Consider the following 26,521-nt stretch of genomic DNA (forward strand, 5'->3'; position numbering starts at 1 on the left):
TTCTCCGTCGTGCTTATTAGTTGGTTAAGTGTTGGGACTTTTCTAATTGCACTGCTTTTTGTTTGGGTCAGTCTGCGACCCGGATGCTCAGGGTGTTAGCCATGCGGTTCCCCACCCCGGCACTCTGGTTCACCTGGATTACCCCGCGGCTGCCGGTGAAGGCCTGATCACTTGTCGTGACCTGGCGACTGCCGATTGAGGTACCAGTTGCTCCTGAGCTCGGTAAAAACGCCACGTTCTGTTGTGAAAGGGCGCTGTCGTCAACGCTCTGCGGGCCGGCACTGATGCTGACGCGCGTGACGTTGGCCATTTGGTTGTTGGCACCGGCGCCCTGGTTCACGCCGAGGATGCCGTTGCCATTGCTGAAAGAGTTGCCGCCGATGTTGGCGCTCGCGTCGATGGCGCGGCTGGCGGGCGTGTCGATGGTCTGCCTGACGCTGGTAGTGGCATGGGCTTCGGTGCCGATGGCAATCGCCTTGGTGTTGGCTTGTTGCATCTGGTCACCGGCAGCCTGGTTGACATTGAAGTTGCCGCGATACTGAGCGCCGGAATCCTGAATGTTTGCCTTGTTGACTGAAGCCGAATCGGCCATGGCGCTGGTGCAGCCGAGCAGGGCGAGAAGCAGCAGGGTGCGATTCATGTCATTGGCCTCCGGCCATACGAGTCAGAGGCGCCAGCCCGGTGCTCATCGCCCGGTTGACGGTATTGGAGATCGAGGCGCCAGAACCACCGCCGCTGCCAGTGCGCATACCGGGCAGGCCGTTCTGATTGGTCAGGGTGTTCATGCCGGGCAGGTTGGAGCTTGGCGTGGTCATGTTGCCGCGAATCGATGAGCCGCTGGCGACACTGGCGAAATCACCGTCAGTGAGTTCGGTACTGCTGAGGGTCTGGTTGATCCGCGCCGAAGGGTTGGCGTTGACCGTGGTCGGATAGGGGTCTTTGCCGCCATTGCGCCCAATCGCGATGGGTTGAACGTCGCGGTTAAGGACGATCACGCCGTTGCCTTCAGCCTGGGCGCTGACGCTGATCAAAGCGCTGGCGGCTGATCCGATCAGCAGGAGGCAGGTCAGGCCTTTATTGAATTTCCCCACGGCTGCAATTCCTTCTTCAGTGGGCTGGGTTATTCAGCGTTGTGAAGGAGAGAGCGAAAGCTGTGCCGGTTTTGAATTATCTTTTTATTTCAACGGCTTACATGCTTTGGGAAGTTCCCTGTTGCGGGCACTGTTTCAGCGCTGAGACACAGGGCGGATCGCTTGAGGGGCAATGGGCGCCGGAAAGCTCTGGAACAGGGGTTTGCGCCGAGGTGTTTCATCGGCGTAACAGATCACGTGACGCAAGGATGAATGACGCTTGGGCGGGGCTTTTGCGCGGTCGGGAGTGTTTCAAAAACGGACAGTTTTGCGTTAAAAGCCGCCGGGCGGCTTATCTGGACAGCAAACGCTCGACCGCCGCAAAGGCTTGTGTCTGGCGTTCGGCCCAATTGCCTTCGATGATTTGTATCGGCTGTTGATGCTGGATTAGCCAGGCGCGGGTGGCTTCGTAGAACGCCAAGCGATCCGCAAGATCCGGTTGGCAGCGCTGGCCGTCTTCGGTCCAGTCGATCTGTTGTGGGGACAACAGCAGGTGCAGGTCGTAATGGCGCGCCAGTAACTCGGTTTCCAGCCAGTCCGGGCAGGCGCCAAACAAAGTCTGGCTCCAGAGGATGTTGCTGAGCAGGTGGGTGTCGAGAATCAGCAGTGGGGGCTGTTTCGCGCGCGCCTGATCTTCCCATTGCAACTGGCCCCGGGCGATATCAGGGATATCCGAAAGGCAAGTGTCGCGTGGGTTGTCTTCGATGAACCGACGAACATATTCATCAACGCGCACGCCGCCGAAACGCTGCTCCAACCCTGCCGCCAGCCAACTCTTGCCGGTGGATTCCGGGCCGGTCAGAACGACGACTTTCATGCGCGCAACGCCGGATCGGCACGCCATTCCCGCCAGCCTTGCACCGCGAGCAAGGTAAACAGCGCGTAGAGCGCGGCGGTCAGGTACAGGCCTTTGTAGATGAACAAGCCGACAAAGATCACATCGAGGACGAACCACAGCGGCCAGCATTGCAGACGTTTTTGCGCCATCCACAGTTGCGCGACCAGACTGAAACCGGTGAGCGCGGCATCGAGCCACGGCTGTGCGGCGTCGGTCCAGTGCGCCATCGCCGCGCCCAGCAACACACTGCCGATCGCCCCAACGCCGAGGCCGAGCACCATTGAGCGTGGATCGAGGCGGGTAACCTGGCGACCGTCATGCATCGTCCCGGCGCGGGTCCACTGCCACCAGCCGTAGATCTGCAGCGCGGCGTAGATCACTTGCAGCAACATGTCCGAATACAGCTTCACCTCAAAGAAGACCCAGCTGTAGAGCAACACCATGACCAGCCCGATCGGCCAGCACCACGGATTCTGCTTGACCGTCAGCCACACGGCGATGACACCGAGGGCAGCGGCAAACAGTTCAAGCCCGGACATGAGTGATCCTTGGGGGAGTTGAGAAGGGGGCGGATTGTACTGCATTAGTCAGGTCAAAAGCCCCTCACCCTAACCCTCTCCCGGAGGGGAGAGGGGAACTGATCGCGTTGTTTGGTCGAGGTACGCCGACCTGGAATAACGCGTCGAACGCAGATCATGAAAAGCCCAGTGATCTGCGATCAAAAGCCCCTCACCCTAACCCTCTCCCGGAGGGAGAGGGAACTGATCGCGCTGTTTGGTCGAGGTACGCCGACCTGGAATAACGCGTCGAACGCAGAACATGAAACGCCCAGTGATCTGCGATCAAAAGCCCCTCACTCTGACCCTCTCCCGGAGGGAGAGGGAACTGACCGCGTTGTTTGGTCGAGGTACGCTGACCTGGAATAACGCGTCGAACGCAGAACATGAAACGCCCAGTGATCTGCGATCAAAAGCCCGACCCTAACCCTCTCCCGGAGGGGAGAGGGAACTGATCGCGTTGTTTGGTCGAGGTACGCCGACCTGGAATAACGCGTCGAACGCAGAACATGAAACGCCCAGTGATCTGCGATCAAAAGCCCGACCCTAACCCTCTCCCGGAGGGGAGAGGGAACTGATCGCGTTGTTTGGTCGAGGTACGCCGACCTGGAATAACGCGTCGAACGCAGATCATGAAAAGCGCAGTGATCTGCGATTAAAAGCCCGACCCTAACCCTCTCCCGGAGGGAGAGGGAACTGATCGCGTTGTTTGGTCGAGGTACGCCGACCTGGAATAACGCGTCGAACGCAGATCATGAAACGCCCAGTGATCTGCGACCAAAAGTCCCTCACCCTAACCCTCTCCCGGAGGGGAGAGGGAACTGAGCGCGTTGTTTGGTCGAGGTACGCCGACCTGGAATAACGCGTCGAACGCAGATCATGAAACGCCCAGTGATCTGCGATCAAAAGCCCCTCACTGTAGAGACCTCTCCCGGAGGGAGAGGGAACTGATCGCGTTGTTTGGTCGAGGTACGCCGACCTGGAATAACGCGTCGAACGCAGATCATGAAAAGCCCAGTGATCTGCGATCAAAAGCCCCTCACCCTAACCCTCTCCCGGAGGGGAGAGGGAACTGATCGCGTTGTTTGGTCGAGGTACGCCGACCTGGAATAACGCGTCGAACGCAGATCATGAAAAGCCCAGTGATCTGCGATCAAAAGCCCCTCACCCTAACCCTCTCCCGGAGGGGAGAGGGAACAGACCGCGTTGTTTTGGTCGAGGTACGCCGACCTTGAATAACGCGGCGAACGCAGATCATGAAAAGCGCAGTGATCTGCGATCAAAAGCCCTTCACCCTAACCCTCTCCCGGAGGGAGAGGGAACTGACCGCGTTGTTTGGTCGAGGTACGCCGACCTGGAATATCGCGTCGAACGCAGATCATGAAAAGCCCAGTGATCTGCGATCAAAAGCCCCTCACCCTAACCCTCTCCCGGAGGGGAGAGGGAACTGAGCGCGTTGTTTGGTCGAGGTACGCCGACCTGGAATATCGCGTCGAACGCAGATCATGAAAAGCGCAGTGATCTGCTCCCTCTCCTCGGGGAGAGGGCTGGGGTGAGGGGTGGGCTCACCTCGGTGACCGGTCAGACCCGGAACTGGCGCAGCAACCCGTTGAGCTGTTCGCTCAGTTGCCCAAGCCGCAGGCTGGCTGCACTGGACTGCTCAGCCGCCAACGCGGTGCTATGGGAAAGCCCGGCCGCCTGGGTGACGTTCTGGTTGATGTCCTCAACCACCTGCGCCTGTTGCAGCGTAGCGCTGGCAATCGACGCATTGAGACCGTTGAGATTACGTAACGCCTGGCCAATCGCATTAAGGCTCGCTCCGGCCAGTCCCGCCTGTTCAATGGTCAGTTGCGAGGCCTTGCTGCTGTCGCCGATCACCTTCACCGCAGCCTCCGAGTGATTCTGCAAACGCTCGATCATCGACTGAATCTCCGCCGTCGATTTCTGCGTACGCTGGGCCAGCAAGCGCACCTCATCGGCGACTACGGCGAACCCGCGACCCTGTTCACCCGCACGCGCCGCTTCAATCGCCGCGTTCAAGGCCAGCAGATTGGTCTGCTCGGCAATCGAACGAATCACTTCCAGTACGCTGCCAATCTGCGTGCTCTCCGCTGCCAGGGTGCGGATCACTTCCACCGCCTGATCGATCGTGCCCGAGAGCTTGTCGATCTGTTGCAGGCTGCCGTCAATATTGATCTGCCCCTGTTGCGCCTGCGCTTCGGCATCGCGCATTTCTGCGGCGGCGTGTTCGGCGTTTTTCGCCACGTCCTGCACGCCGTAGGTAACTTCATTGATCGCCGTGGCTACCAGTTCCATCTGCTGCGACTGCTGCTGGCTGCGCTGCTGCGCCTGCGAGGCATCGTTACCCAGCTCGCTGGAAGACTGGCCCAAAGCGCTGGCCGAGACCTGCAGATCACCAATCACTCGGCGCAGCTTGGCCGTGAAGGCATTGAAATGATGGGCCAGTTCGGTGACTTCATCCTTGCCATGGGTATCGAGGCTGCGGGTCAGGTCGCTTTCGCCACTGGCGATGTTGGCCATCGCATTCACGGTTTCCTGCAATGGACGGACGATGCTGCGTGCGATCAGAATCACCAGCAGCGCCATGATCAGCGCAATCGCCAGGCCGATGGCCGACGCCTTGATCATCTGCCCCTGGAATTCGGCTTGCACATCGTCGACGTACACGCCGGAGCCGATCACCCAGCCCCACGGCTCAAAAAGCTTTACATAAGAGGTCTTGGCAACGGGATCAGTCGCTCCCGGCTTCGGCCAGCGATAATTGACCATGCCCGCGCCTTTGGCCTTGGCGATGGCGACCATTTCGTTGAACACCGCAAAGCCGTCCGGGTCGCGGATCGCCGAAAGGTTCTGGCCTTCGAGTTTGGGGTTGGTCGGGTGCATGACCATCACGGGCGTGAGGTCGTTGATCCAGAAGTAGTCGCTCTGGTCGTAGCGCAGGCCACGGATCGCGGTCAGTGCCTGCTTTTGCGCGGCATCCCTGGTCAGGGTGCCAGCGGTCTCAAGACCTTGGTAATAGGTGAGCAGGCCACTGGCGGTCTGCACCACGTGCTGGGTTTTCTGCGCCTTGGCGTGGTAGAGGTCGTCATGGATCTGCTTGAGCATCAGCACGCCCAAGGTCAGCAACATGACCACCGCCACGATCAAGATGAGCCACAAGCGTCGGCTGATCGACACACTGCGCAAGCTGTTCATAACGCTGTCACTCCGGATTCTTGTTCTTGTAATAAACGATCGCCAGCATCCAGCCACCGCTGTGGGCTCGCGATTGCGCGACTTGAGCCGCCTAACGCGGGGAGCGCTATTAAGGCTTGTCTGTTAGGATTTCGGCCCCGCGCGCGAAAACCTGAATCCGGTTTTGATATTTCACGGAATTTTTACCGTTTCGTGTGGATCCTGTGCGCGCGCAATCGCTACAGCTTTTACCGGCTACGCTGGACGCAGTGAACGAAAAAATACTATCGGGGCATGCCCGCGTGCATCGCTCTTTGGGGGATTGATGGATCTTTGGACCGCCTTGCAGGCACTGATTCTAGGAGTTGTAGAAGGGCTGACGGAGTTTTTGCCCATTTCGAGTACCGGACACCAGATCATCGTCGCCGACTTGCTGAACTTCGGCGGCGAGCGGGCCATGGCGTTCAACATCATCATTCAGCTCGGCGCGATCCTCGCGGTGGTCTGGGAGTTTCGGCGCAAGATCCTCGACGTGGTGATCGGCCTGCCGACCCAGCCGAGCGCACGACGTTTCACCGCCAACCTGCTGATCGCCTTCCTGCCGGCCGTAGTGCTCGGCGTAATTTTTGCCGATCTGATCCACGAATACCTGTTCAACCCGATTACCGTCGCGGCGGCGCTGGTCATCGGCGGGATCATCATGTTGTGGGCCGAACAGCGCCAGCATGAAGTCCACGCCGAAACCGTCGACGAGATTCGCTGGACCGACGCGCTGAAAATCGGCTTCGCGCAATGCCTGGCGATGATTCCCGGCACCTCGCGTTCCGGCTCGACAATTATTGGCGGGTTGCTGTTCGGCCTGTCGCGCAAGACGGCCACCGAGTTCTCGTTCTTCCTCGCCATGCCAACCATGGTCGGTGCGGCGGTGTATTCCGGTTACAAATACCGCGACCTGTTCGTACCGGCGGATTTCCCGGTGTTCGCCATTGGTTTTGTCACGGCGTTCATCTTCGCCATGATCGCTGTGCGCGGCCTGCTCAAGTTCATCGGTAGCCACAGCTACGCAGCTTTTGCCTGGTACCGGATTGCGTTCGGCCTGTTCATTCTGGCCACCTGGCAGTTCGGCTGGGTGGACTGGTCGGCGGCCAAGGCATGAACGATTCCCGCACGCGCCGCCCTGAGGGGCGACCTTCAGGCGGGCGCGTTCAGCACTTGAAATTGAAGCTTGTGGTGCTGCTGATCGTCTGCGCGCTGCCGCTGTTCGGCTCGCTGTCGATGTGGCTCAGCGGCATCTCGCGGGTGCCGCTGGCGGCGTACGGGATTGTCAGTGTGCTGGCGTTCTTTCTGTACTGGGCCGACAAACGCAAAGCCCGCGCCGATGCCTGGCGCACGCCGGAAAACATCCTGCATGCGGTTGAACTGGCGGGTGGCTGGCCGGGCGCTTTGATCGCGCAGCAGGTGTTTCGGCACAAAACGCGCAAGGTATCGTTTCAGATTCTGTTCTGGGCGATCGTGTTGTTGCATCAGGTGTTCTGGATTGACCAGATTTTCCTCGGATCGAACCTGCTGTCGCTGATCTAACGTGCACCGAAAATCCCCTGTGGGAGGGAGCCTGCTCGCGAACGCAATCTCATCCTCGCTGACAAACCGCCTTCGCGAGCAGGCTCGCTCCCACAGGATTTGCGTGCTTACAAAAGCAGGCCGATTTGGGTTTTCTTAGGCAACTTGCTCACCACCAGTTGATGCGATCGCTGCAACAGTCCCCGCAATTCCTCGGCACCCAGCGGGTAGGGCGGGTGCATGATGATCCACTGCGCCCGCGCCAGATACGGCGCCGGATGAATCCCCGGGCGGTCGCAATGGCCGAGAAACAGATCCTTGTCGACCTTGAACGCCAGCGAATCTCCTCGCAGCCCCTGCAAGGCAAACATCTTGTTGCCGGCAATCGAGAACACCCGCACGCCGCCCCATTTGTAATCTTCCCGCGCGCCGGGCAGAGCCAGACAAAACTCGGCGACCTCGGCTTCGCTCATTCTTCCTTGTTTCATAGAAATCTGTCCCCGCATGCATTGAACGATTCGACCAAGTGATCGATCCATGCGCGCACCGCTGGCATTACCCCGCGCCTGTGCGGGTACACCGCTTGCAGCCAGCCGCCAGGCAATGACCATTGCGGCAGCACTTGCACCAGTGTGCCGTTACGCAATTCGGTTTCGCAGAACATCATCGGCAGCACGGTAAAGCCCTGACCGGCGAGCACGCAGGCCTTGCGCACCACGAAGTCATCAATGCCCAGCCGCGCTTCCATGCTCAGATCGACGCTCTTGCCTTGCTGATCGAGCAGACGCACATGAACCATGCGGTCGGCTTCCAGCGCGCCGAGTACCGGCAGGTTTTTCAGGTCCTGCGGATGAGTGATCGTCTTGCCTTGCATGAACGCCGGGCTGGCGATCACCACCGCCTGGGCCTGACGCAAGCGGCGGGTGACCAGCAAAGGATCTTCATCACCGTGATCGCGCACACGCAACGCTACATCGATGCCTTCGGTGACCAGATCGACCCGGCGGTTGAGCAGGACGACCTCCAACTGCACCTGAGGAAACTTGCCGAGGAAATCGCTGATCACCGTCGGCAGCATTTCATGGGCAAGACCGGTCGGGCACGATACCCGCAAGCGCCCGCGAGGCTCGCTAGACATGCTCGCCACGGCCTCGTCAGCCATTTCCGCTTCCAGCAGCATCGCCTGACAGTGGCGCAAATAGCGTTCGCCCACGGCAGTGAGGCTCAGTTGGCGAGTGGTGCGTTGCAGCAGACGTGCACCGAGGCGCTCTTCCAACTCGGCAATTCTTCTCGAAAGCCGTGACTTGGGAATACCAAGCAAGCGCCCGGCGGCGGCAAATCCGCCGGCTTCGACCACTTTGGCGAAATAGTAGAGATCGTTGAGGTCCTGCATGCGCGTTTCCAGTCGTTCTATCAATGGGACGAACTATCGCATTGTCGGCGACTAATCAGCTATTGGTTTGTTGCGTAGGATTGTCTCCATTCCGTCGCCGCCGGCGATTCTTTCAGGAGAACCCACATGAAACTGTTGCACATCGATTCGAGCATTCTCGGCGACAACTCGGCTTCCCGTCAGTTGAGCCGTCAAGTCGTCGACGCCTGGCAAGCCGCCGAGCCGAGCGCCGTGGTTACCTATCGCGACCTGGCCGCAGATGCGATCAGCCACTTCTCGTCGACCACGCTGGTTGCCGCCGGCACCACCGCCGAACTGCGCGACGCTGCGCAACAGCACGAAGCCGAGCTGAGCGCTTCGACCCTGGCCGAATTCATCGCCGCCGACGCCGTGGTGATTGCCGCGCCGATGTACAACTTCACCGTTCCGACCCAGCTCAAAGCGTGGATCGACCGCGTCGCCGTGGCCGGTCAGACGTTCCGCTACACCGAAGCCGGCCCTGAAGGCCTGTGCGGCGGCAAGAAAGTGGTAATCGTGTCGACCTCTGGCGGCATCCATGCCGGTCAGGCCAGCGGCATCGCTCACGAAGAGTATCTGAAGCTGGTACTGGGCTTCCTCGGCATCACCGATATCGAGATCGTCCGTGCTGAAGGTCTGGCCTATGGCGAAGAAGTGCGCAACAACGCCATGAGCGCTGCGCAGGCAAAGATCAGCGAGCAACTGTTCGCCGCCGCGTAAGGCTTGCGTAAAGAACAGCGTCTGTTCAGGCAATCCCCAAAAAACTCTGTATTCTGATTCCGCAAGGGCTGATTACGGAGTTTTTTGTTTCTGGCTGTTACATAATCTGGCCCGGGTTATGCAGTTTCAGCACATCCGACGATGTGGTCCGACAGGGTGGGGCATTCATGAGGCATCTTTGTGCAATGTTGCTGATTTGCCTGCTGGGCAGCCTGAATTCAGTGCAGGCCGCGCCGGGGCGGCACCCTGTCTGGAGCGTCGGTTATCACGAGATGACCTTTCTCGACCCGCTCGATCTGCAACCGATGCGCGCCATCGCTTTTTACCCGTCCAGTGACCGTGAGCATATGAGTTTGCTTGAGGGCTATTCGGTCGAGGCTGGAGAAGACACCAAAGTTGCCATCGGCCGCTTTCCCATGTTGATGCTCTCCCATGGTAATACCGGCACGCCGCTGGCCTTGCATGATCTGGCCACTTCGCTGGCGCGCAAGGGGTTTGTCGTGGTGGCGGTGATTCATCCCGGCGACAACTGGCGCGACCATAGCCGACTTGGCACTTTGAGCAATCTCTACGGGCGGCCAATCCAGATTTCCCAAGCGATCACCGCGACGCTCGGCGACAACATGCTGGCGCCGTTCGTCAATGCTGATCAGGTTGGTGTGATCGGTTATTCGGCTGGAGGCGAGACCGCGTTGATTCTTTCCGGGGCGCAACCGGATCTGGATCGTCTGCGCCGCTATTGCCAGGAACGTCCGGACGATCACGACGCCTGTAACACCCAGGGCGAGCTGATTGTCGATCGCGATGACCTGCAGCCAGTGGCCGATCCACGGGTTCACGCGTTATTGCTGATGGCACCGCTGAGCCTGAAGTTCGGCCGCCACACCCTTGCCGATGTGCACGTACCGGTGCTGCTCTACAGCGGCGACGGCGACAAACTGGTGGCCTTCGATAAAAACGCCGCCGCCCTGGCGCGCAAACTGCCCACCGCGCCGGACTTCAAATTGCTGGCCGGAGCAGGGCACTTCGTGTTCATGGCGCCGTGCACCGAAGAGCAGATCCTCTCCATGCCGGCGTTGTGTACCGATGCCGACGGGGTGGATCGCGAAGATATTCACCGCAACCTGATCTCCGAGGCCGGACGGTTTTTTGCCCAGGCACTGGGTAAATCGAGCAGGGCGGGGATGCAGACGGCGGATCAATAACTTCATCGCCGCCACCAATTCCTGTAGGAGCTGACGAGTGCAACGAGGCTGCGATCTCTTGATCTTCAAAGCAAAATCAAAAGATCGCAGCCTCGTTGCACTCGTCAGCTCCTACAAGGGGATCGGTGCTTCATGAGGTCGCGCGGCGCTTGAGCAACAAGGTCAGGCCCAGCCCGGTCACCGACAACAACGCCGCGCTGAAGAAAATCCACGAATAGCCCAGATTCAACGCCACCGCGCCCATCAACGGTCCCGCGATCGCCAGTGCCAGATCGAAGAACACTGCATAAGCCCCCAACCCTGAACCACGGCTGGAACTCGGCACCTGTTTGATCGCTTCAACGCCCAGCGCCGGGTATACCAGAGACAGCCCAAACCCCGCCAGCCCTGCGCCAATCAACGCATACGCAGTGGAGGGCGCCAGCCACAACAGCACCAGCCCGACAGTTTCAACCGACATGCAAACGATGGCCGAGGCAAACCCGCCAAACCGGGCGATGGCCGAGATGAACAACAGCCGCGACAGGATGAAACACACGCCAAACACGGTCAGGCAGTAAGCCGCGCCGGTCCAGCCTCGATTGAGGTAATAAAGGGTGATGAAAGTCGTCAGTGTGCCGTAGCCGATCGAGGCCAGCGTCAGGCTGGTGCCGTAAGGTGCAATCTTGCCGAACACGGCCCAGAACGAAAGGCGCTCGCCACGAATCACCGGCACCGAAGGTTTGTTGCGGATCAACCACAGCGCACCTGCCGCCAACGCCGACAGCGCGATGCCAAGGCTGACAAAGCCATATTCAGCGACCATCACCACGCCCAGTGGCGCACCAATGGCAATCGCGCCGTAAGAAGCGATGCCGTTCCAGCCGATGGATTTTGCCGTGTGCTCGACACCGACCTGGCCCATGCACCAACTGATGGTGCCGACACCGATCAGGCCTTGGGCAATGCCAAGCAGCAGGCGCCCGGCAATCAGAATCAACAGGCTGGTCAGCGGAAAACTTTGCAGCAAGGTCGACAGCAACGTCAGCGCGCCGCTGAGGACAATCCCCCACAAGCCATAAATGATCGCCCGCTTGGTGCCCAGGGTATCCGACATGCGCCCGGCCATCGGCCGGCTGAGCAGTGTGGCGAGGTATTGCGAGCCGATCACCAGGCCGGCAATGATCGCGCTGAAACCCAGTTGCTCATGGACGTAACCTGGCAATACCGCAATCGGTAACCCGATGCAGAGAAAGGCAATGAAGGTGTAGAAAACGATGGAGACGATCTGCAGGGTGATCGCCAGGGAGCTTTGCGGTGGCAGTGGCTGCGCAGACATGAGCACTCGTTCGCGGGCGGCGGTGGGAGAGTTGCCGACATCATGGCGCGGGGCTGGGATAAAAGAAAGCAGGCTAACTACTTTCCCTTGGGATTGATGGGGCTGCTGACGGCCCCTTCGCGAGCAGGCTCGCTCCCACATTTGAAATGCATTCCCCTGTGGGAGCGAGCCTGCTCGCGGATATCTGCGCACCCACAATTCCCAAACGCCGAATGCAAAAAGCCCCGTCACAGGGACAGGGCTTTTAACTTGTCGCTTGAAACTAAAAGCTGCTCTTAGAAAACGACGCCCTGGCTACGCAGGTAGTCGTCATAAGTGCCGCTGAAGTCGGTCACGCCGTTCGGGCTCAGCTCGATGATGCGCGTGGCCAGGGAGGATACAAACTCACGGTCGTGGCTGACGAAAATCAGCGTGCCCGGGTAGTTTTCCAGCGCCAGGTTCAGTGCTTCGATCGATTCCATGTCCAAGTGGTTGGTCGGTTCGTCCATGATCAGCACGTTGGGCTTTTGCAGGATCAGCTTGCCGAACAGCATGCGACCTTGCTCACCACCGGAGATGACCTTGACCGACTTGAGGATCTCGTCGTTGGAGAACAGCATCCGGCCCAAAGTACCGCGAATCATCTGCTCGCCCTGGGTCCACTGACCCATCCAGTCGAACAGGGTGACGTCGTCTTCGAAGTCGTGAGCGTGGTCCTGAGCGTAGTAGCCCAGTTCAGCGGCGTCAGTCCATTTCACGCTACCGGCATCCGGGGTCAGTTCGTTGACCAGGGTGCGCAGCAGGGTGGTCTTGCCGATACCGTTCGGGCCGATGATCGCAACGCGCTCGCCGGCTTCAACCTGGAAGCTGAAGTCCTTGAACAATGGCTTGCCATCGAAACCCTTGGCCATTTTCTCGACCATGACCGCCTGACGGTGCAGCTTCTTGTTCTGCTCGAAACGAATGAACGGGCTGACGCGGCTGGAAGGCTTGACCTCGGCCAGCTGGATCTTGTCGATCGCCTTGGCGCGGGAGGTGGCCTGCTTGGCTTTCGAGGCGTTGGCCGAGAAGCGGCTGACGAACGATTGCAGCTCGGAGATCTGCGCTTTCTTCTTGGCGTTGTCCGACAGCAGTTGCTCGCGGGACTGGGTCGCCACGGTCATGTATTCGTCGTAGTTGCCCGGGAACAGGCGCAGCTCGCCGTAATCCAGGTCAGCCATGTGCGTGCACACGCTGTTCAGGAAGTGACGGTCGTGGGAGATGATGATCATCAGGCTGTTACGCTGGGTGAGGATGTTTTCCAGCCAGCGAATGGTGTTGATGTCCAGGTGGTTGGTCGGTTCGTCGAGCAACAGCACTTCCGGATCGGAAAACAGTGCCTGCGCCAGCAACACGCGCAGTTTCCAGCCTGGCGAGACTTCGCTCATCGGGCCGAAATGCTGTTCCAGCGGAATGCCCAGACCCAGCAACAATTCGCCGGCACGGGATTCGGCGGTGTAGCCGTCCATCTCGGCGAACTCGGTTTCCAGCTCGGCGACGGCCATGCCGTCTTCTTCGGACATTTCAGCCAGCGAGTAGATGCGATCGCGCTCGGCCTTGACCTTCCACAGCTCTTCGTGACCCATGATCACGGTGTCGATCACGGTGAATTCTTCGTAGGCGAACTGATCCTGGCGCAGCTTACCCAGACGCACGTTCGGCTCAAGCATGACCTGACCGCCGGACGGATCGAGATCGCCGCCGAGGATTTTCATGAAGGTCGACTTGCCGCAACCGTTGGCACCGATCAGGCCGTAGCGATTGCCTGCGCCGAATTTGACCGAAACGTTTTCGAACAGCGGCTTGGCGCCAAACTGCATCGTGATGTTAGCTGTGGAGATCAATTACCTTACCTATCAATGGGTTAGAGCTGGTCTGTGGTGCCTGGTACAAACCTGAGTACCAATCTGGAGCTTTTCCAGCGCCCCCAGTCTGTGCTTGAGTTGAGCCAACGCGCATAAGCCGTCCGCAACTGGGGCCGTTGAAGGCAAGCTGCTGAGCGACGAGTACGGGGTTCTTGTTGGACATTGGCGCGCATTGTCGCATAACTCAGACGGCAGTTATATGGCAGGCAAACGGGCGTACGCATCGGCTCGTCCGAGCAGTCCCCGATATCCGCTGATCAAAATCTCGAAAACCCGAATGAACTCACTCGGCCATTTTCACTTCGGAAAGTGGAGCAGCAGCCATTTTCGTTCAAACGAGTGAGGACCAAGCCATGCGAGCAATGACCTATCACGGCGCCCATGACGTGCGCGTCGAAACCGTACCGGACCCGAAACTTGAAGCCGCCGACGACATCATCCTGCGCGTCACCGCTACCGCCATCTGCGGGTCGGACCTGCACCTGTACCGAGGCAAAATACCCACCGTCGAGCACGGCGATATATTCGGTCATGAGTTCATGGGCATCGTCGAAGAAACCGGCCCAGCCGTCACGGCGGTGCAGCGGGGCGACCGTGTGGTGATTCCGTTCGTGATCGCCTGTGGCGATTGCTTCTTCTGCCAGCAAGAGCTTTACGCCGCTTGCGAAACCACCAATGAAGGCCCTGGCGCAGCGCTGAACAAGAAAATGATTCCGCCGCCAGCAGCGCTGTTCGGCTACAGCCGTCTGTATGGCGGGATTCCCGGTGGCCAGGCGGAACTGGTGCGCGTGCCGAAAGCCAATACCGGCCCGTTCAAGGTGCCGGGCACGCTGTCGGACGAAAAAGTGCTGTTTCTCTCTGACATCCTGCCGACTGCCTGGCAAGCGGTGATCAACGCCGGGGTCAAACAGGGTTCGAGTCTGGCGATCTACGGCGCCGGGCCGGTCGGTTTGCTCACCGCAGCCTGCGCGAGAATGCTCGGTGCTGAGCTGATTTTCATGGTCGACCATCACCAGTACCGCCTCGATTATGCCCAGCGCACCTACGGCGTGATTCCGATCAACTTCGATGAAGACGATGACCCGGCCGACACTATTACCAGCCAGACTCCCGGCCATCGCGGCGTCGATGCCGTGATCGATGCCGTCGGCCTTGAAGCCAAGGGCAGCACCACCGAAACGGTCATGGCTACACTCAAGCTTGAAGGCAGCAGCGGCAAGGCTTTGCGCCAGTGCATCGCCGCCGTCCGCCGTGGCGGTGTGGTCAGCGTTCCGGGGGTGTATGCAGGATTTATCCATGGCTTCATGTTCGGCGACGCTTTTGACAAGGGCCTGACCTTCAAAATGGGCCAGACTCACGTGCAGCGTTTTCTGCCGGAGCTGCTTGGCTACATCGAAACCGGCAAGTTGCAGCCTGAAGCGATCATCACCCACAGGCTGTCTCTGGAGCAGGCGGCCGAGGGTTACAAGATCTTCAATAAGAAGCAGGAAGAATGCCGCAAGGTGATTCTGACCCCGGGTGGCAGCGATGTTCCGCTGGCGCAACTGGATGAAACCACGCCGTTCGTACCGGCCACCTGAAACCGAGGAATTTTCATGGCGCTACCGTCATCTTCGTTCGCCGCCCCCGTGCGCGCATGGTTCGTCAGCCTGACGCGTACGGGCTGGGGAGGGCGGATTTTCTGGCTCACCCTGGTCGGTGTAACCGTGTTGCTGTTGATCAGTGGCTACACCGGTTTGGTCAGTACGGGCCGCGACACCTTGCGCCTCGCCACACTTGGCGGACTGTCGGGTTTTGCCGCTACGGCAGTCGGTGCGTTATTGGCCCTGGCGCTGCGGGCGATTACTTCGCGAACCCAGGACACCATGCTCGGTTTCGCGGCGGGGATGATGCTGGCAGCCAGTTCCTTTTCACTGATCCTGCCGGGCATTGCGGCGGCGAAGGAGGCGGTGAGCAGTCCCATGCTCGCCGCTGCCGTCGTTGTGGCCGGCATGGCTTTAGGCGTGGCGTTGATGGTCGGTCTCGACCGCTTCGTCCCCCACGAACATGAAAAAAGCGGCCGGCGCGGGCCTGAAGCCAAGCGCTTCAATCGGGTCTGGCTGTTCGTGCTGGCGATCACTCTGCACAACCTGCCGGAAGGCATGGCGATCGGCGTCAGCTTCGCCACCGGCGACATGAAAATCGGCTTGCCGCTGACCACTGCGATCGCCATTCAGGACATTCCCGAAGGTCTGGCTGTGGCGTTGGCGCTACGGGTGACCGGCATTTCCGCAGGGCGTGCAGCGTTGATTGCCGCCGCTTCAGGATTGATGGAACCGTTGGGCGCGATCATCGGTTTGGGCATCACCAATAGTTTTGCGTTGGGTTTTCCGGTGGCGATGGGCCTGGCGGCGGGCGCGATGATCTTTGTGGTGTCGCATGAAGTGATTCCGGAAACTCACCGCAACGGCCACGAGACGCCTGCCACGCTCGGGCTGATGCTTGGGTTCGGCGTGATGATGTTTCTCGATACCGCTTTGGGTTAAAAAACCGACGTGCACCACTGAGCGTATCGTCTCGCACAAAAAGGGAATTTTTTTCAGCGCCAATCACTCTTTCGTTTATAGGCAATGCCAATAACGCAGGGGAATGAGTCATGTCGCTGATCGAAATCCCGACCAGGAAGTCTTCGGGTAAAACATCCACGCCGGCGGATACCGAGCGCCGGCTCTATGACCGATTGCTGGCGGAAGACTCCACGGTTGATCGTGCGGCACTGGACTTCCTGCGCCGGCAGCTGAGCAAGGCGGCTGCGCTGTCTGACGATTTGCCGGCCAGCGCCGAAGAGCTGCTGCAATGGTCGGAAACCCGCTGCGCCAGCGTGGCGGCCGAGTACGCCGATTACCTCGAACAACGTCAGCAGGGCGCGCCGCGCCGCTATTTCCGCAACAAATCCCACGCGTTGTATTTCATCTTGCATGTGGCACCGACCAAAGAGGTCGATGGCGCCTGGTTGGCCGGGCTGTTGCCGCAGTGGCAGGACCCGCGATTTGACGATTTGCTCGATACCTATCTGGAAGAGCTGGGCGAGGGCGTGCCACGGCAGAATCATGTGGTGATCTATCGCAAGCTGCTCGCCGAGCATGAATGCTCTGATCTGAGCGGTCTTGCCGACGAGTATTTTCTGCAAGGCGCGGTGCAGCTGGCACTGGGACGTTTCGGCGGGCAGTTTCTGCCAGAAGTCATCGGCTTCAACCTCGGCTATGAACAACTGCCTCTGCATCTGCTGATCAGTGCTTATGAATTGGCAGAGCTGGGTATCGATCCGCACTATTTCCGCCTGCACGTGACCATCGACAACGCCAGCACCGGCCATGCGCGCAAGGCTGTGCAATCAATGCTCGAGTTGTTGCCACTTGGCGATGAACGCGATGAGTTCTACCGGCGCATGGCTGTCGGTTATCGCCTCAATGATGTCGGCAAAGGCACAACCGCGGTGATCACAGAGTTCGATCTGGACCACGAAGTCATCGCCATGCTTGAGCGTAAAGCTGTCTTTGGCCGGCACATGCATTCCGACTACTGCCGCATCGAAAACCGCACCATCAATCAGTGGCTGGCCACGCCGGGACAGATGGGCGAGTTTCTTTCGGCGCTGGAGCGCAAAAGCTGGATCAAACGCGGTGAGGCGGTGGAAGAAAGTCGTTTCTGGCGTTTGATCGACGGCAGCGATGCGGCGATGTTCGGCGTGTTCAATGGCTATGAGAAACAGCTGTTGCGCGACTGGATCACTCAGGATTGCCCGGCCTCCCGGCCTCGGCCTTACGTACGCCGCGAAGCTGCCGTCGAAGAAACCTTTGACGATGACACCGATCTGCTCAACCTGGAAGCGGCACTGGCCGACAAGCCTGCCGCCGAACAGATGTCATTGTTGATGCCATGGCTGCAACCCCAGCGACACTGGCGTCCGGCCGGACTTTTCGCGACGCGTCGCTTCATGCAACTGCGCGCCCGCTTGCGTTGAAACAAGGAGGCTTCATGTCGGCACAAGAAACATCGGACAGAGCGCTGTTCGAGTTGGGCAAGCGCCTGCTCGACAGCGGTTATCACTTCATTACCCCAACGCCCTTGACCCACGAACGTTTTCTGCAGCGCTTTGCCACGCCGTTGGCGAAAGATCTGCGTGATGTGTTTGGCTGGTCGATGCCGTTTCCTTCTGAGCTGTTTCGCGCAGAAGAACTGGCCACGCTGGAGCAGGCCGGCGTAGTCGAACGCGATGGCGCGGTGCGGCGCAGTCGTGTGCGCTGGTCGACGCTGAATGACCGGTTATTCGCCCACTCGGCGTTTCCGACCACCGCGAGCGATGCGGTGTTCTTTGGCCCGGACACTTATCGTTTTGCTCAGGCCATAGAAGCGCAGTTGCAGCAGCGCTTTTCGCCGATCAGGCGCGCAGTAGACATCGGCTGCGGCAGCGGCGCCGGGGCGGTACTCATCGCCAAAGCAAGGCCGGATGCCCAAGTGCTGGCGGTGGATATCAATCCGCAGGCGTTGCGCATGAGTGCCGTCAACGCTGAGCTGGCCGGGGCCAACAACGTGTCGGTGTACCACAGCGATCTGCTCGCCAGTGTCGAAGGTCAGTTCGACTTGATCATCGCCAACCCGCCGTATATGAACGACCAGCAACAGCGCGCCTATCGCCACGGCGGCGGGGCGCTGGGCGAAGGCTTGTCGGTGCGTATCGTGCGTGAAGCGTTGCCACGTCTGGAAGTCGGCGGCACGTTACTTGTGTATACCGGCGTAGCGATTGTTGCCGGGCAGGACCCGTTCCGCGAGGCCGTGGCGCCTCTGCTCAAGGGCGAACGTTTTGGCTGGACTTATCGTGAACTCGATCCGGACGTGTTCAGCGAGGAACTGCTCAAGCCTGAATATGAGCGCGCAGAGCGCATCGCCGTGGTCGCACTGACGGTAACCCGCGAGCAGTGACCGATGGTTGGGCCACTGCTCGCGCGGTGGCCTTCAGCGATTTCTGATGCGCGAGATCGTCAGCAGACAAACTCCTACCAGCATCGCGGCCCCAGCCACCAAAAGCGGCGACGGGCGAATCGGCTGTCGCGAGATACGCTCGATGCGCCCGGCGAGGGAGGCGCGCACCGGCGCAAGGGGTTCCGCCAGATAAGGCGCTTCTTCGATCTCCAGGCGTAAGCCGTCCGGCATCACCAGCGTCAGCCCTTCAATCGTACCGGCAATTCTGCCCGGATAAACCGGCTCACCGGTCGGGTCGAGCTGGTCGTAGAAAAACATTTGCCCTTCAAGCCAGCCGACGGCGGTCTGCAATTCAGGCCCCAGGTAATACCTTCCATCGAGAAAAAAGCCAGAGAATTGCGGCGCGCGCTCGACGCTTTCAATGCGATAGCGCTGACCTGGTTTCATACCGGTTTGTGGGGCGATCATGGGGGTTCCTCCGTTATTGGTAAGCGATAGAGGAGCGCGTGCCAAGCGTGGTTCCATCCAAATGAGCAACGGGCGTTTGTATGGATTCAAGTGTGCTGGAGCTTTACACGCAAACGCGCAAGACAGTTTTTCACAGTTGAGGGTTCACTATCGGTTACGAACTGTGGCTAAAATGCCACCCTTTCACCGAGCGCCCGGAAACGGCGCGGGCCATGGACGCGCCCTGTGCATCAAGACCGCTGCATAAGACGCTGGGCCTCAGGTCGCCACGCGCGCAGTTTGTTCACTTTTGACGTGTGACCCTTTTCCGTGAAACTCATCATTGCCGCTGTTTATGTCATCTCCATTGCTTACGTTCACTTGCGTGGACGCGTGCGCCACAAGCTGGGGCGGCAACTGAGTGACCACTCGACGTTCCTCGCGCCGATCAACTGCTTCCTTTATCTGTTTTCGAAGATTCCCAACAAGCCGTACCTGAATCCGGCGGATTTCCCGGATCTGAGCCCGTTGCAGGCGCACTGGCAAGAGATTCGCGAGGAAGGCCAGAATCTGCTGCGTGCCGGCGAGATCAAGCGCTCGAATCAGTATGACGATGTCGGCTTCAACTCTTTCTTCAAGACTGGCTGGAAGCGCTTCTACCTCAAGTGGTACGGCGACAGCCATCCATCGGCGATGAAGCTGTGCCCGCGCACCACTGAATTGGTGCAGAGCATCGGCTCAATCAAGGCGGCGATGTTTGCCGAGCTGCCACCGGGCTCGAAGCTGGTGCGCCACCGCGATCCGTACGCCGGTTCCTATCGTTATCACCTGGGTCTGGATACGCCGAATGATCCCGGCTGCTACATCAACGTCGACGGTGAGAACTATCACTGGCGCGATGGCGAAGCGGTGATGTTCGACGAGACGTTTATTCATTACGCCGAAAACACCACGGATCAGAACCGGATCATTCTGTTCTGTGACATTGAGCGGCCGTTGAAGTACCGCTGGGCGGCGGCGTTCAACCGCTGGTTCAGCCGCACCGTGATGTCAGCGGCAGGCGCGCCGAATGATGCGGGGGACAAGACCGGTGGTATCAACCGCTTGTTTACCAAGATCTACAAGATCCGTTTGCGCGGCAAAGAGCTGAAGAAGCGCAACCGTACGCGGTATTACCTGGAGAAGTGGGCGATTTTTGCGGCGTTGTTGGCGATCTTTATTCTGATCTGAGACTTGCGGTGTCAGTACCGGCCTCTTCGCGAGCAGGCTCGCTCCCACATTTTGAAATGCGTTTCCCTGTGGGAGCGAGCCTGCTCGCGAAGGCAGCTTCACTTCCAACATACCTCTAGCTGGCCCAACGCTTACTCTCCAGACGCCTTCCGAGTCTTCTTCGCCGGCGCCGCCTTACTGGTTGATTTGGCCTTGGGCTTGGCCGGTGCCTTGCCACCGAGGCTGCGTTTGAGCAGCTCGGTCAAGTCGATAACATCGGCAGTCTTGCGTTCTTCCTCGCCAGTGGTGGTCTCGACGTCCTCGATCTTGCCTTCGTGGGCTTTTTTCTCGACCAGCGCCATGATCTTGTCTTCGAACTCGTCCTTGTAGTCCTCAGGCGACCACTCCGAGGTCATGTCTTCAACCAGACGTTTGGCCATGTCCAGCTCACCCTTGGCCAATTGCGGCTTGGTCACTTCACTGCCCAGCGCCAGTTCATCAAGACTGCGCACTTCCTGCGGCCAGCGCAGTTTCACCAGAACCAGCGCCGACTCCAGCGGCATCAACGCGGCCAGGTATTGACGGGTATGCAGGACAACGCGGGCGAGGGCGACCTTGTTGGTTTTGCTCAGGGTTTCGCGCAGCAACGCGTAGACCTTGCCGCCGCGCTTGTCTGGCGCCAGGTAATAGGGCGTATCGATGTTCTGCAGCGGAATCTGCTCGGCGTCGACGAAAGAGAAAATGTCGATGGTCTGTGTCGAGACGGGGTGCGCCGAGCGGATTTCTTCCTCGCTGAGCACCACGTAGCGGCCCTTTTCGTAGGCCACGCCTTTGACGATGTTTTCTTTGGTGACTTCCTTGCCGGTGACCTTGTTGATGCGTTTGTAGCCCACCGGGTCCATGCTGCGGCTGTCGAGCCAGTCGAAGTCCACGCCTTGGGACGACGTCGCTGAAACCAGCGCCACGGGGATGTGTACCAGTCCAAAACTGATTGCGCCTTTCCAGATTGCCCGAGCCATGACCAGTCCTCCGAGTGATGATCAGGTGACCCGTGGCGCGGCGAGAAAGTTTCCAGTGATTGCGCGGCTTCCAACGGTATGGTCAAGCCGTGTTACATGTTGTTTAAGGCGCGAGGGTTAACAAATGCGAACCCACGGCGTAGCGTGGGCTCCAAGGCTCTAGTCCACGCACATCGAGAGGTATTCCCATGAACCGGTTTCTGATTGGCATCGCCGTCCTCGCCTTAGGTGGTGGCCTGGTTCATGCCGATGTCGTGCTCGCACAAAGCCCCACCGGGAACAGCAACAATCCCTACAACAGCCCGATCCGCCGGGCCAATCCCAACAGCATGCAGGGCACCCAGCCCAGCGCTCCGCCGCTTCGCGGGCCGAACACCGTTCCCGTGCCACGTCAGCCGACCGTTGAAAATCGCGGCATCGGCAATGGTCAACCGATTCGTTCGGTGCCGAGCAATCCGCCAACCTTCATTCCCAACCCGCCCTCACGGGGCACCGGCAGCAACCGTTGAACGGCAGGACTGATGTTCTGTCAGCCTTTCACACGAACAAAAGGAATCGTGCATGTTGCGTAAAACCCTACTAGCCAGCTGCTGCGCCGCCGCGCTGATCAGTGTTCCGGCGTTCGCCGCCGCGCCCAAAGAGCTGAAAAGCGAGCAGGGCATTCTTGAAGTCACCACCATTGCCCAAGGCCTGGAACATCCCTGGGCACTGGCGTTTCTGCCTGATCAGAAGGGCATGCTGGTGACCGAACGTCCGGGTCATCTGCGCGTTGTGAGCAAGGACGGCAAACTGTCGGAGCCGATCAGTGGCGTGCCGCAAGTCTGGGCGAAAGGGCAGGGCGGTTTGCTTGATGTGGCGCTGTCGCCAGACTTCAAGCAGGACCGCATGGTCTATCTGTCGTATGCCGAAGGCGGTGGTGAGGGCGGCAAGGCTGGTACGGCGGTAGGGCGCGGACGGCTTTCCGATGACCTGAAGACGCTGAAGGACTTCAATGTGATCTTCCGTCAGGAACCGAAGCTGTCGGTGAGCAACCACTTCGGTTCACGGCTGGTGTTCGATCGCGACGGGTATCTGTTCATCACCCTCGGCGAAAACAACGATCGGCCGACTGCGCAGGACCTCGACAAGTTGCAAGGCAAAGTCGTACGCATCTTCCCGGATGGCAAGGTGCCGGACGATAACCCTTTTGTTGGCCAATCCGGTGTCAGGCCTGAAATCTGGTCCTACGGCCTGCGCAACCCGCAAGGCGCGGCGCTCAATCCGTGGACCGGCACGCTGTGGGAGAACGAGCACGGGCCACGTGGCGGCGACGAAGTGAACATCATCGAACGTGGCAAGAACTACGGCTGGCCGTTGGCGACCCATGGCATCAACTACTCGATGCAACCGATTCCTGAGGCGAAGGGCAAAACTGCTGAAGGCACCGTGGCGCCGCATCATGTCTGGGAAAAATCCCCCGGGGTTACCGGCATGGCCTTCTATGACGCGGATCGCTTCACGCCGTGGCAGCACAACGCGTTTATCGGCGCACTGGTGACCCAGGAGCTGATTCGCCTGCAGTTCGATGGCGACAAGGTGGTCCATGAGGAGCGTTTGCTGGGTGAATTGAATCAGCGCATCCGCGATGTGCGCCAAGGGCCGGATGGGTATCTGTATGTGCTGACGGATGAAGAGAATGGCTCGCTTTACAGGCTGGGGCTGAAATAATTGCGTGCGGTGAATGATCCGACGCCTTCGCGAGCAGGCTCGCTCCCACATTGAAATGCAGTCTCCCTGTGGGAGCGAGCCTGCTCGCGAAGAGGCCCGCGCATCTTGCGCAGACTTCGGGCAGTCCCGCATTTGGCCGAACCGCCGCCCCGTTGCCTTGTTATAGTTCGGGGCTTATTTCCCAGCCCGGTAAAGGATCACTGCCATGACTCAATACTCCGCCTTCAGCGTCGAACTGGCCGACAACATCGCCCATGTGCAGATCAATCGCCCGGAAAAGATCAACGCGATGAACGCGGCGTTCTGGAGCGAGATTGTCGAGATATTCCAATGGATCGACGATACCGACGAAGTCCGCGTGGTAGTCCTCAGCGGTAACGGCAAGCATTTTTCATCGGGCATCGACCTGATGATGCTTGCCGGTGTCGCCAATGAACTGGGCAAGGACGTGGGCCGCAATGCGCGCCTGCTGCGGCGCAAGATCCTCAATCTGCAAGCCTCGTTCAACGCCGTCGACAATTGCCGCAAACCGGTGCTTGCTGCCATTCAGGGCTATTGCCTGGGCGGGGCGATCGATCTGATCGCCGCCTGTGACATGCGCTATGCCGCCGAAGATGCGCAGTTCTCGATCAAGGAAATCGATATCGGCATGGCCGCCGATGTCGGCACGTTGCAACGGTTGCCGCGAATCATCGGAGACGGCATGCTGCGTGAACTGGCTTACACCGGTCGCACCTTTGGCGCCGAGGAAGCACGCAGCATGGGCCTGGTCAATCGCGTCTACGGCGATAAGGACACTCTGCTCGAAGGCGTGTTCGGCATCGCCCGTGACATCGCTGCGAAGTCGCCGATCGCCGTGACCGGTACCAAGGAAATGATCAGCTACATGCGCGACCATCGCATCGACGATGGTCTTGAATACGTTGCCACCTGGAACGCCGCCATGTTGCAATCCACCGATCTGCGCGTGGCCATGGCCGCCCACATGAGCAAACAGAAACCCGAATTTCTGGATTGAGTTAACCATGATCTCTCGCTGGACCACTGCAGTACTCGACACCGATCAACCCGGCGGCTGGGCCGTAGCGCGCAGCCCCGAAGGCTTCCTGTTCGATGACAACGGCGCACTGTTCCCGCGCGAGTGGCTCAAGCGCCAGGACCTTTCAGTCCTCGCTGAGCACGGGATTGGTCATCTCGACGGCGAACCGGTCTATCTGCTTGAGTTGCACAGCGTCAGCGATGTGCCCGGTTGCGGCTGGAAGGGGCTGCGAGCGTTCATGCTCGAAGGCGATCACACGCTGTACAAAGTGCTCGGTTATGCCGCTCAGATCGGCACTTGGGCACGAGAGCATCGCTTCTGCGGCAACTGCGGCCAGCCAATGACGCAAGTCCCGCGCGAACGAGCGATGTATTGCCAGCCGTGCGATCTGCGCAGTTATCCGCGCATTTCACCAAGCATGATCGTGCTGATCACCCGTGGCGACGAAATCCTTCTGGCGCGCTCGCCGCGTTTCGTCACCGGGGTTTACAGCACGCTGGCCGGCTTCGCCGAGCCGGGGGAATCGGCCGAGGATTGCCTGATTCGCGAAGTGCGTGAAGAAGTGCAGATCGAAGTGAAGAACATCCAGTACATCGGCAGCCAGTGCTGGCCGTTCCCGCATTCGATGATGCTCGGCTTCCATGCCGAATATGCCGGTGGCGAAATTGTCTGTCAGGAAGACGAGATCGAGGACGCCCAGTGGTTCAACGTGCATGACTTGCCGCCGTTGCCGGCGTCGCGTTCGATTGCCCGTTACCTGATCGACGTCTACGTCGCGCGGCGCTTAGGCCACGCTGAACCAGTGCTGCCAGGCTAGGCGCACAGTCAGGCCAAGCACTACGGTGATGAACACTGGACGAATGAATTTGGCGCCGCCGCTGATCGCGGTGCGCGCGCCAAAGAAAGCCCCTACCATCACCGACAGGCCCATGCACAGGCCAATGATCCAGTCGACCTGTCCGGAGAAGATGAACACCGACAGCGCCGCGATGTTGCTGACAAAGTTCATGCTGCGCGCCACGCCGCTGGCCTTGACCAGGTCGATCGGGTACAGCAGCAGACTACTCACGGTCCAGAACGCGCCCGTGCCGGGGCCGGCCACGCCATCGTAGAAGCCGAGGCTGAAGCCTTGGGTCGATTGCCATTTCTTTTTGATCGGCGCGTCGCTGTCCAGCGGCGCTTTCGGCGTGCCGCCAAACAGCAAATACAGGCCACAGGCGAAAACGATCACCGGCAGCATCTTGTTCAGCCACTCGGCCGGGAGGTAATGCGCAACCACCGCGCCAGTGAGCGCACCGACCAGTGTGCCGACAATGGCGTGGGTCCACTGACGTGGGTGGAACAGTTTGCGTTTGTAGAAGGTGAAGCTGGCGGTCGCCGAACCGAAGGTCGAGCTCAGCTTGTTGGTGCCCAGCACCAGATGCGGCGGCAGGCCCGCCGTCAGCAGCGCCGGCGTGGTCAACAGACCGCCACCGCCAGCGATGGCATCGATGAAACCGGCAAGGAAAGCAACAGCAGCCAGAATGGCCAGGGTGGTGAGGTCAACGCTGAGTTCGAAAGGCATGGAGTCGGCTTATTCGGCAAGGCGCAGAACGTGGGCTGCGGGGAGGGCGGTTATGTTACCTGTATCGAACTGTTGCGGCGAGCCAGAGCATGCCGTCGTCAATTACAGTCTGGAATACATTCCTGTGTAGGAGCTGCCGAAGGCTGCGATCTTCTCGGGCGCGGAGCGCCCCGGCTGCTGCGCGTGGGAACGATCAAATCAAGATCAAAAGATCGCAGCCTTCGGCAGCTCCTACACAGGGGTGGGTTGGCTTTAGAGACCGAGTTCGCTCAGCCCCGGATGATCATCCGGCCGGCGGCCCAGCGGCCAGTGGAATTTGCGCTCGCTTTCCTTGATCGGCATGTCATTGATGCAGGCATAGCGCTGGAACATCAGGCCGTTGTCATCGAACTCCCAGTTCTCGTTGCCGTACGAGCGGAACCAGTTGCCGGAATCGTCGTGCCATTCATAGGCATAACGCACCGCGATACGCGTATCGGAGTAGGCCCAGAGTTCTTTGATCAAGCGATAATCCAGTTCCTTCGCCCATTTGCGCGTCAGAAACGCCTTGGCCTCTTCGCGGTTGTTGGCAAACTCGGCGCGATTGCGCCATTTGGTGTCGAGGGTATAGGCGAGCGAAACCTTTTCCGGATCGCGGCTGTTCCAGCCATCCTCGGCCAGACGCACCTTCTCGATGGCTGACGCATGGTTGAACGGGGGCAATGGCGGACGTACCTGGGCTGCAGTCGACATGTTCAATCTCCTGATTCATTTAATG

The 26,521-nt window shown here is 59.6% G+C and carries 26 protein-coding genes; 13 read left to right on the forward strand and 13 right to left on the reverse strand.

Features of this window, described 5'->3' with window-relative positions; all coding sequences use genetic code 11:
* Positions 1-67 precede the first annotated feature (67 nt).
* The 5 genes from AB4N41_RS21815 to AB4N41_RS21835 form a co-directional block, all read right to left on the reverse strand.
* Positions 68-640 (reverse strand): hypothetical protein, encoded by a 573-nt coding sequence (locus AB4N41_RS21815; protein ID WP_041479691.1) that lies wholly within the window; start codon positions 638-640, stop codon positions 68-70.
* Position 641: 1 nt separating this feature from the next.
* On the reverse strand, positions 642-1,091 hold the full coding sequence (locus AB4N41_RS21820) for a hypothetical protein (RefSeq protein ID WP_150742105.1): 450 nt from the start codon (positions 1,089-1,091) through the stop codon (positions 642-644).
* A 331-nt stretch (positions 1,092-1,422) separates the two neighbouring features.
* Positions 1,423-1,947 carry an AAA family ATPase gene (locus tag AB4N41_RS21825; RefSeq protein WP_252876274.1) on the reverse strand — a complete coding sequence of 175 codons (525 nt, stop codon included), beginning with the start codon at positions 1,945-1,947 and terminating at the stop codon, positions 1,423-1,425.
* Positions 1,944-2,507: a nicotinamide riboside transporter PnuC gene (gene pnuC / locus AB4N41_RS21830; RefSeq protein ID WP_252876275.1), complete on the reverse strand. Its 564-nt coding sequence runs from the start codon at positions 2,505-2,507 to the stop codon at positions 1,944-1,946. The genes AB4N41_RS21825 and pnuC overlap by 4 nt, the downstream gene beginning before the upstream one ends.
* A gap of 1,599 nt (positions 2,508-4,106) precedes the next feature.
* Complete coding sequence (locus tag AB4N41_RS21835) at positions 4,107-5,741, reverse strand: methyl-accepting chemotaxis protein (protein ID WP_095179989.1); 1,635 nt, start codon at positions 5,739-5,741, stop codon at positions 4,107-4,109.
* A gap of 304 nt (positions 5,742-6,045) precedes the next feature.
* On the opposite strand from AB4N41_RS21835, the gene AB4N41_RS21840 reads away from it, so the two are divergent.
* Complete coding sequence (locus AB4N41_RS21840; protein ID WP_016774688.1) at positions 6,046-6,876, forward strand: undecaprenyl-diphosphate phosphatase; 831 nt, start codon at positions 6,046-6,048, stop codon at positions 6,874-6,876.
* Positions 6,873-7,301, forward strand: coding sequence for a DUF1294 domain-containing protein (locus AB4N41_RS21845; protein ID WP_071172405.1), 429 nt, complete (start codon positions 6,873-6,875; stop codon positions 7,299-7,301). The genes AB4N41_RS21840 and AB4N41_RS21845 overlap by 4 nt, the downstream gene beginning before the upstream one ends.
* Before the next feature lie 107 nt (positions 7,302-7,408).
* Here the strand turns inward: AB4N41_RS21845 and AB4N41_RS21850 are convergent, their stop codons facing one another.
* Positions 7,409-7,768, reverse strand: a complete 360-nt coding sequence (locus AB4N41_RS21850) for an MmcQ/YjbR family DNA-binding protein (RefSeq protein ID WP_133337837.1) — start codon at positions 7,766-7,768, stop codon at positions 7,409-7,411.
* Positions 7,765-8,673, reverse strand: a complete 909-nt coding sequence (locus AB4N41_RS21855; protein ID WP_056785936.1) for a LysR substrate-binding domain-containing protein — start codon at positions 8,671-8,673, stop codon at positions 7,765-7,767. The genes AB4N41_RS21850 and AB4N41_RS21855 overlap by 4 nt, the downstream gene beginning before the upstream one ends.
* A 126-nt stretch (positions 8,674-8,799) precedes the next feature.
* Between AB4N41_RS21855 and AB4N41_RS21860 the strand changes: the two genes are divergently transcribed.
* Positions 8,800-9,411 (forward strand): FMN-dependent NADH-azoreductase, encoded by a 612-nt coding sequence (locus AB4N41_RS21860; protein ID WP_016774691.1) that lies wholly within the window; start codon positions 8,800-8,802, stop codon positions 9,409-9,411.
* A gap of 167 nt (positions 9,412-9,578) precedes the next feature.
* Entirely contained in the window at positions 9,579-10,616 is a 1,038-nt protein-coding gene (locus tag AB4N41_RS21865; protein ID WP_252876277.1) for an alpha/beta hydrolase family protein, read from the forward strand.
* A gap of 130 nt (positions 10,617-10,746) precedes the next feature.
* On the opposite strand, the gene AB4N41_RS21870 is transcribed toward AB4N41_RS21865, so the two are convergent.
* A complete protein-coding gene (locus AB4N41_RS21870; protein ID WP_095179994.1) occupies positions 10,747-11,934 on the reverse strand; it encodes an MFS transporter in 1,188 nt (395 codons plus the stop codon).
* Between the two features lie 275 nt (positions 11,935-12,209).
* On the reverse strand, positions 12,210-13,796 hold the full coding sequence (locus AB4N41_RS21875) for an ABC-F family ATPase (protein ID WP_016774693.1): 1,587 nt from the start codon (positions 13,794-13,796) through the stop codon (positions 12,210-12,212).
* Positions 13,797-14,170: 374 nt separating this feature from the next.
* Here AB4N41_RS21875 and AB4N41_RS21880 point away from each other — a divergent pair, with 374 nt between their 5' ends.
* The 4 genes from AB4N41_RS21880 (at position 14,171) to AB4N41_RS21895 (ending at position 18,779) form a co-directional block, all read left to right on the forward strand.
* Complete coding sequence (locus AB4N41_RS21880; RefSeq protein ID WP_252876278.1) at positions 14,171-15,397, forward strand: zinc-dependent alcohol dehydrogenase; 1,227 nt, start codon at positions 14,171-14,173, stop codon at positions 15,395-15,397.
* A gap of 15 nt (positions 15,398-15,412) precedes the next feature.
* The gene (locus AB4N41_RS21885; RefSeq protein ID WP_236168844.1) at positions 15,413-16,342 is read left to right on the forward strand and encodes a ZIP family metal transporter; all 930 of its coding nucleotides are present in this window, start codon (positions 15,413-15,415) and stop codon (positions 16,340-16,342) included.
* A 110-nt stretch (positions 16,343-16,452) separates the two neighbouring features.
* Positions 16,453-17,820 carry an iron-containing redox enzyme family protein gene (locus AB4N41_RS21890; protein ID WP_252876279.1) on the forward strand — a complete coding sequence of 456 codons (1,368 nt, stop codon included), beginning with the start codon at positions 16,453-16,455 and terminating at the stop codon, positions 17,818-17,820.
* Between the two features lie 14 nt (positions 17,821-17,834).
* The gene (locus AB4N41_RS21895; RefSeq protein WP_252876280.1) at positions 17,835-18,779 is read left to right on the forward strand and encodes a methyltransferase; all 945 of its coding nucleotides are present in this window, start codon (positions 17,835-17,837) and stop codon (positions 18,777-18,779) included.
* Between the two features lie 33 nt (positions 18,780-18,812).
* Here AB4N41_RS21895 and AB4N41_RS21900 read toward each other — a convergent pair whose 3' ends face one another.
* Positions 18,813-19,247, reverse strand: a complete 435-nt coding sequence (locus AB4N41_RS21900; protein WP_252876281.1) for a short chain dehydrogenase — start codon at positions 19,245-19,247, stop codon at positions 18,813-18,815.
* Between the two features lie 309 nt (positions 19,248-19,556).
* Between AB4N41_RS21900 and lpxO the strand changes: the two genes are divergently transcribed.
* The gene (lpxO, locus tag AB4N41_RS21905) at positions 19,557-20,456 is read left to right on the forward strand and encodes a lipid A hydroxylase LpxO (protein ID WP_041480397.1); all 900 of its coding nucleotides are present in this window, start codon (positions 19,557-19,559) and stop codon (positions 20,454-20,456) included.
* A 131-nt stretch (positions 20,457-20,587) separates the two neighbouring features.
* Here the strand turns inward: lpxO and ku are convergent, their stop codons facing one another.
* Positions 20,588-21,454, reverse strand: a complete 867-nt coding sequence (gene ku / locus AB4N41_RS21910) for a non-homologous end joining protein Ku (protein ID WP_073474486.1) — start codon at positions 21,452-21,454, stop codon at positions 20,588-20,590.
* A gap of 188 nt (positions 21,455-21,642) precedes the next feature.
* Here ku and AB4N41_RS21915 point away from each other — a divergent pair, with 188 nt between their 5' ends.
* The 4 genes from AB4N41_RS21915 to nudC all read left to right on the forward strand — a co-directional run bounded on the left by AB4N41_RS21915 (position 21,643) and on the right by nudC (position 25,017).
* Complete coding sequence (locus AB4N41_RS21915; protein WP_252876282.1) at positions 21,643-21,963, forward strand: hypothetical protein; 321 nt, start codon at positions 21,643-21,645, stop codon at positions 21,961-21,963.
* Between the two features lie 52 nt (positions 21,964-22,015).
* On the forward strand, positions 22,016-23,161 hold the full coding sequence (locus AB4N41_RS21920; protein WP_252876283.1) for a PQQ-dependent sugar dehydrogenase: 1,146 nt from the start codon (positions 22,016-22,018) through the stop codon (positions 23,159-23,161).
* A 205-nt stretch (positions 23,162-23,366) separates the two neighbouring features.
* On the forward strand, positions 23,367-24,179 hold the full coding sequence (locus AB4N41_RS21925; protein ID WP_252876284.1) for a crotonase/enoyl-CoA hydratase family protein: 813 nt from the start codon (positions 23,367-23,369) through the stop codon (positions 24,177-24,179).
* 7 nt (positions 24,180-24,186) lie between these two features.
* Positions 24,187-25,017, forward strand: coding sequence for an NAD(+) diphosphatase (gene nudC / locus AB4N41_RS21930; protein WP_095180000.1), 831 nt, complete (start codon positions 24,187-24,189; stop codon positions 25,015-25,017).
* Here nudC and AB4N41_RS21935 read toward each other — a convergent pair.
* Both AB4N41_RS21935 and AB4N41_RS21940 read right to left on the reverse strand, forming a co-directional pair.
* On the reverse strand, positions 24,985-25,764 hold the full coding sequence (locus AB4N41_RS21935; RefSeq protein ID WP_016774706.1) for a TSUP family transporter: 780 nt from the start codon (positions 25,762-25,764) through the stop codon (positions 24,985-24,987). The genes nudC and AB4N41_RS21935 overlap by 33 nt on opposite strands.
* A 252-nt stretch (positions 25,765-26,016) precedes the next feature.
* Complete coding sequence (locus AB4N41_RS21940) at positions 26,017-26,496, reverse strand: nuclear transport factor 2 family protein (protein ID WP_016774707.1); 480 nt, start codon at positions 26,494-26,496, stop codon at positions 26,017-26,019.
* Positions 26,497-26,521: the final 25 nt, after the last annotated feature.

This window comes from Pseudomonas sp. S2_A10, assembly GCF_054668465.1.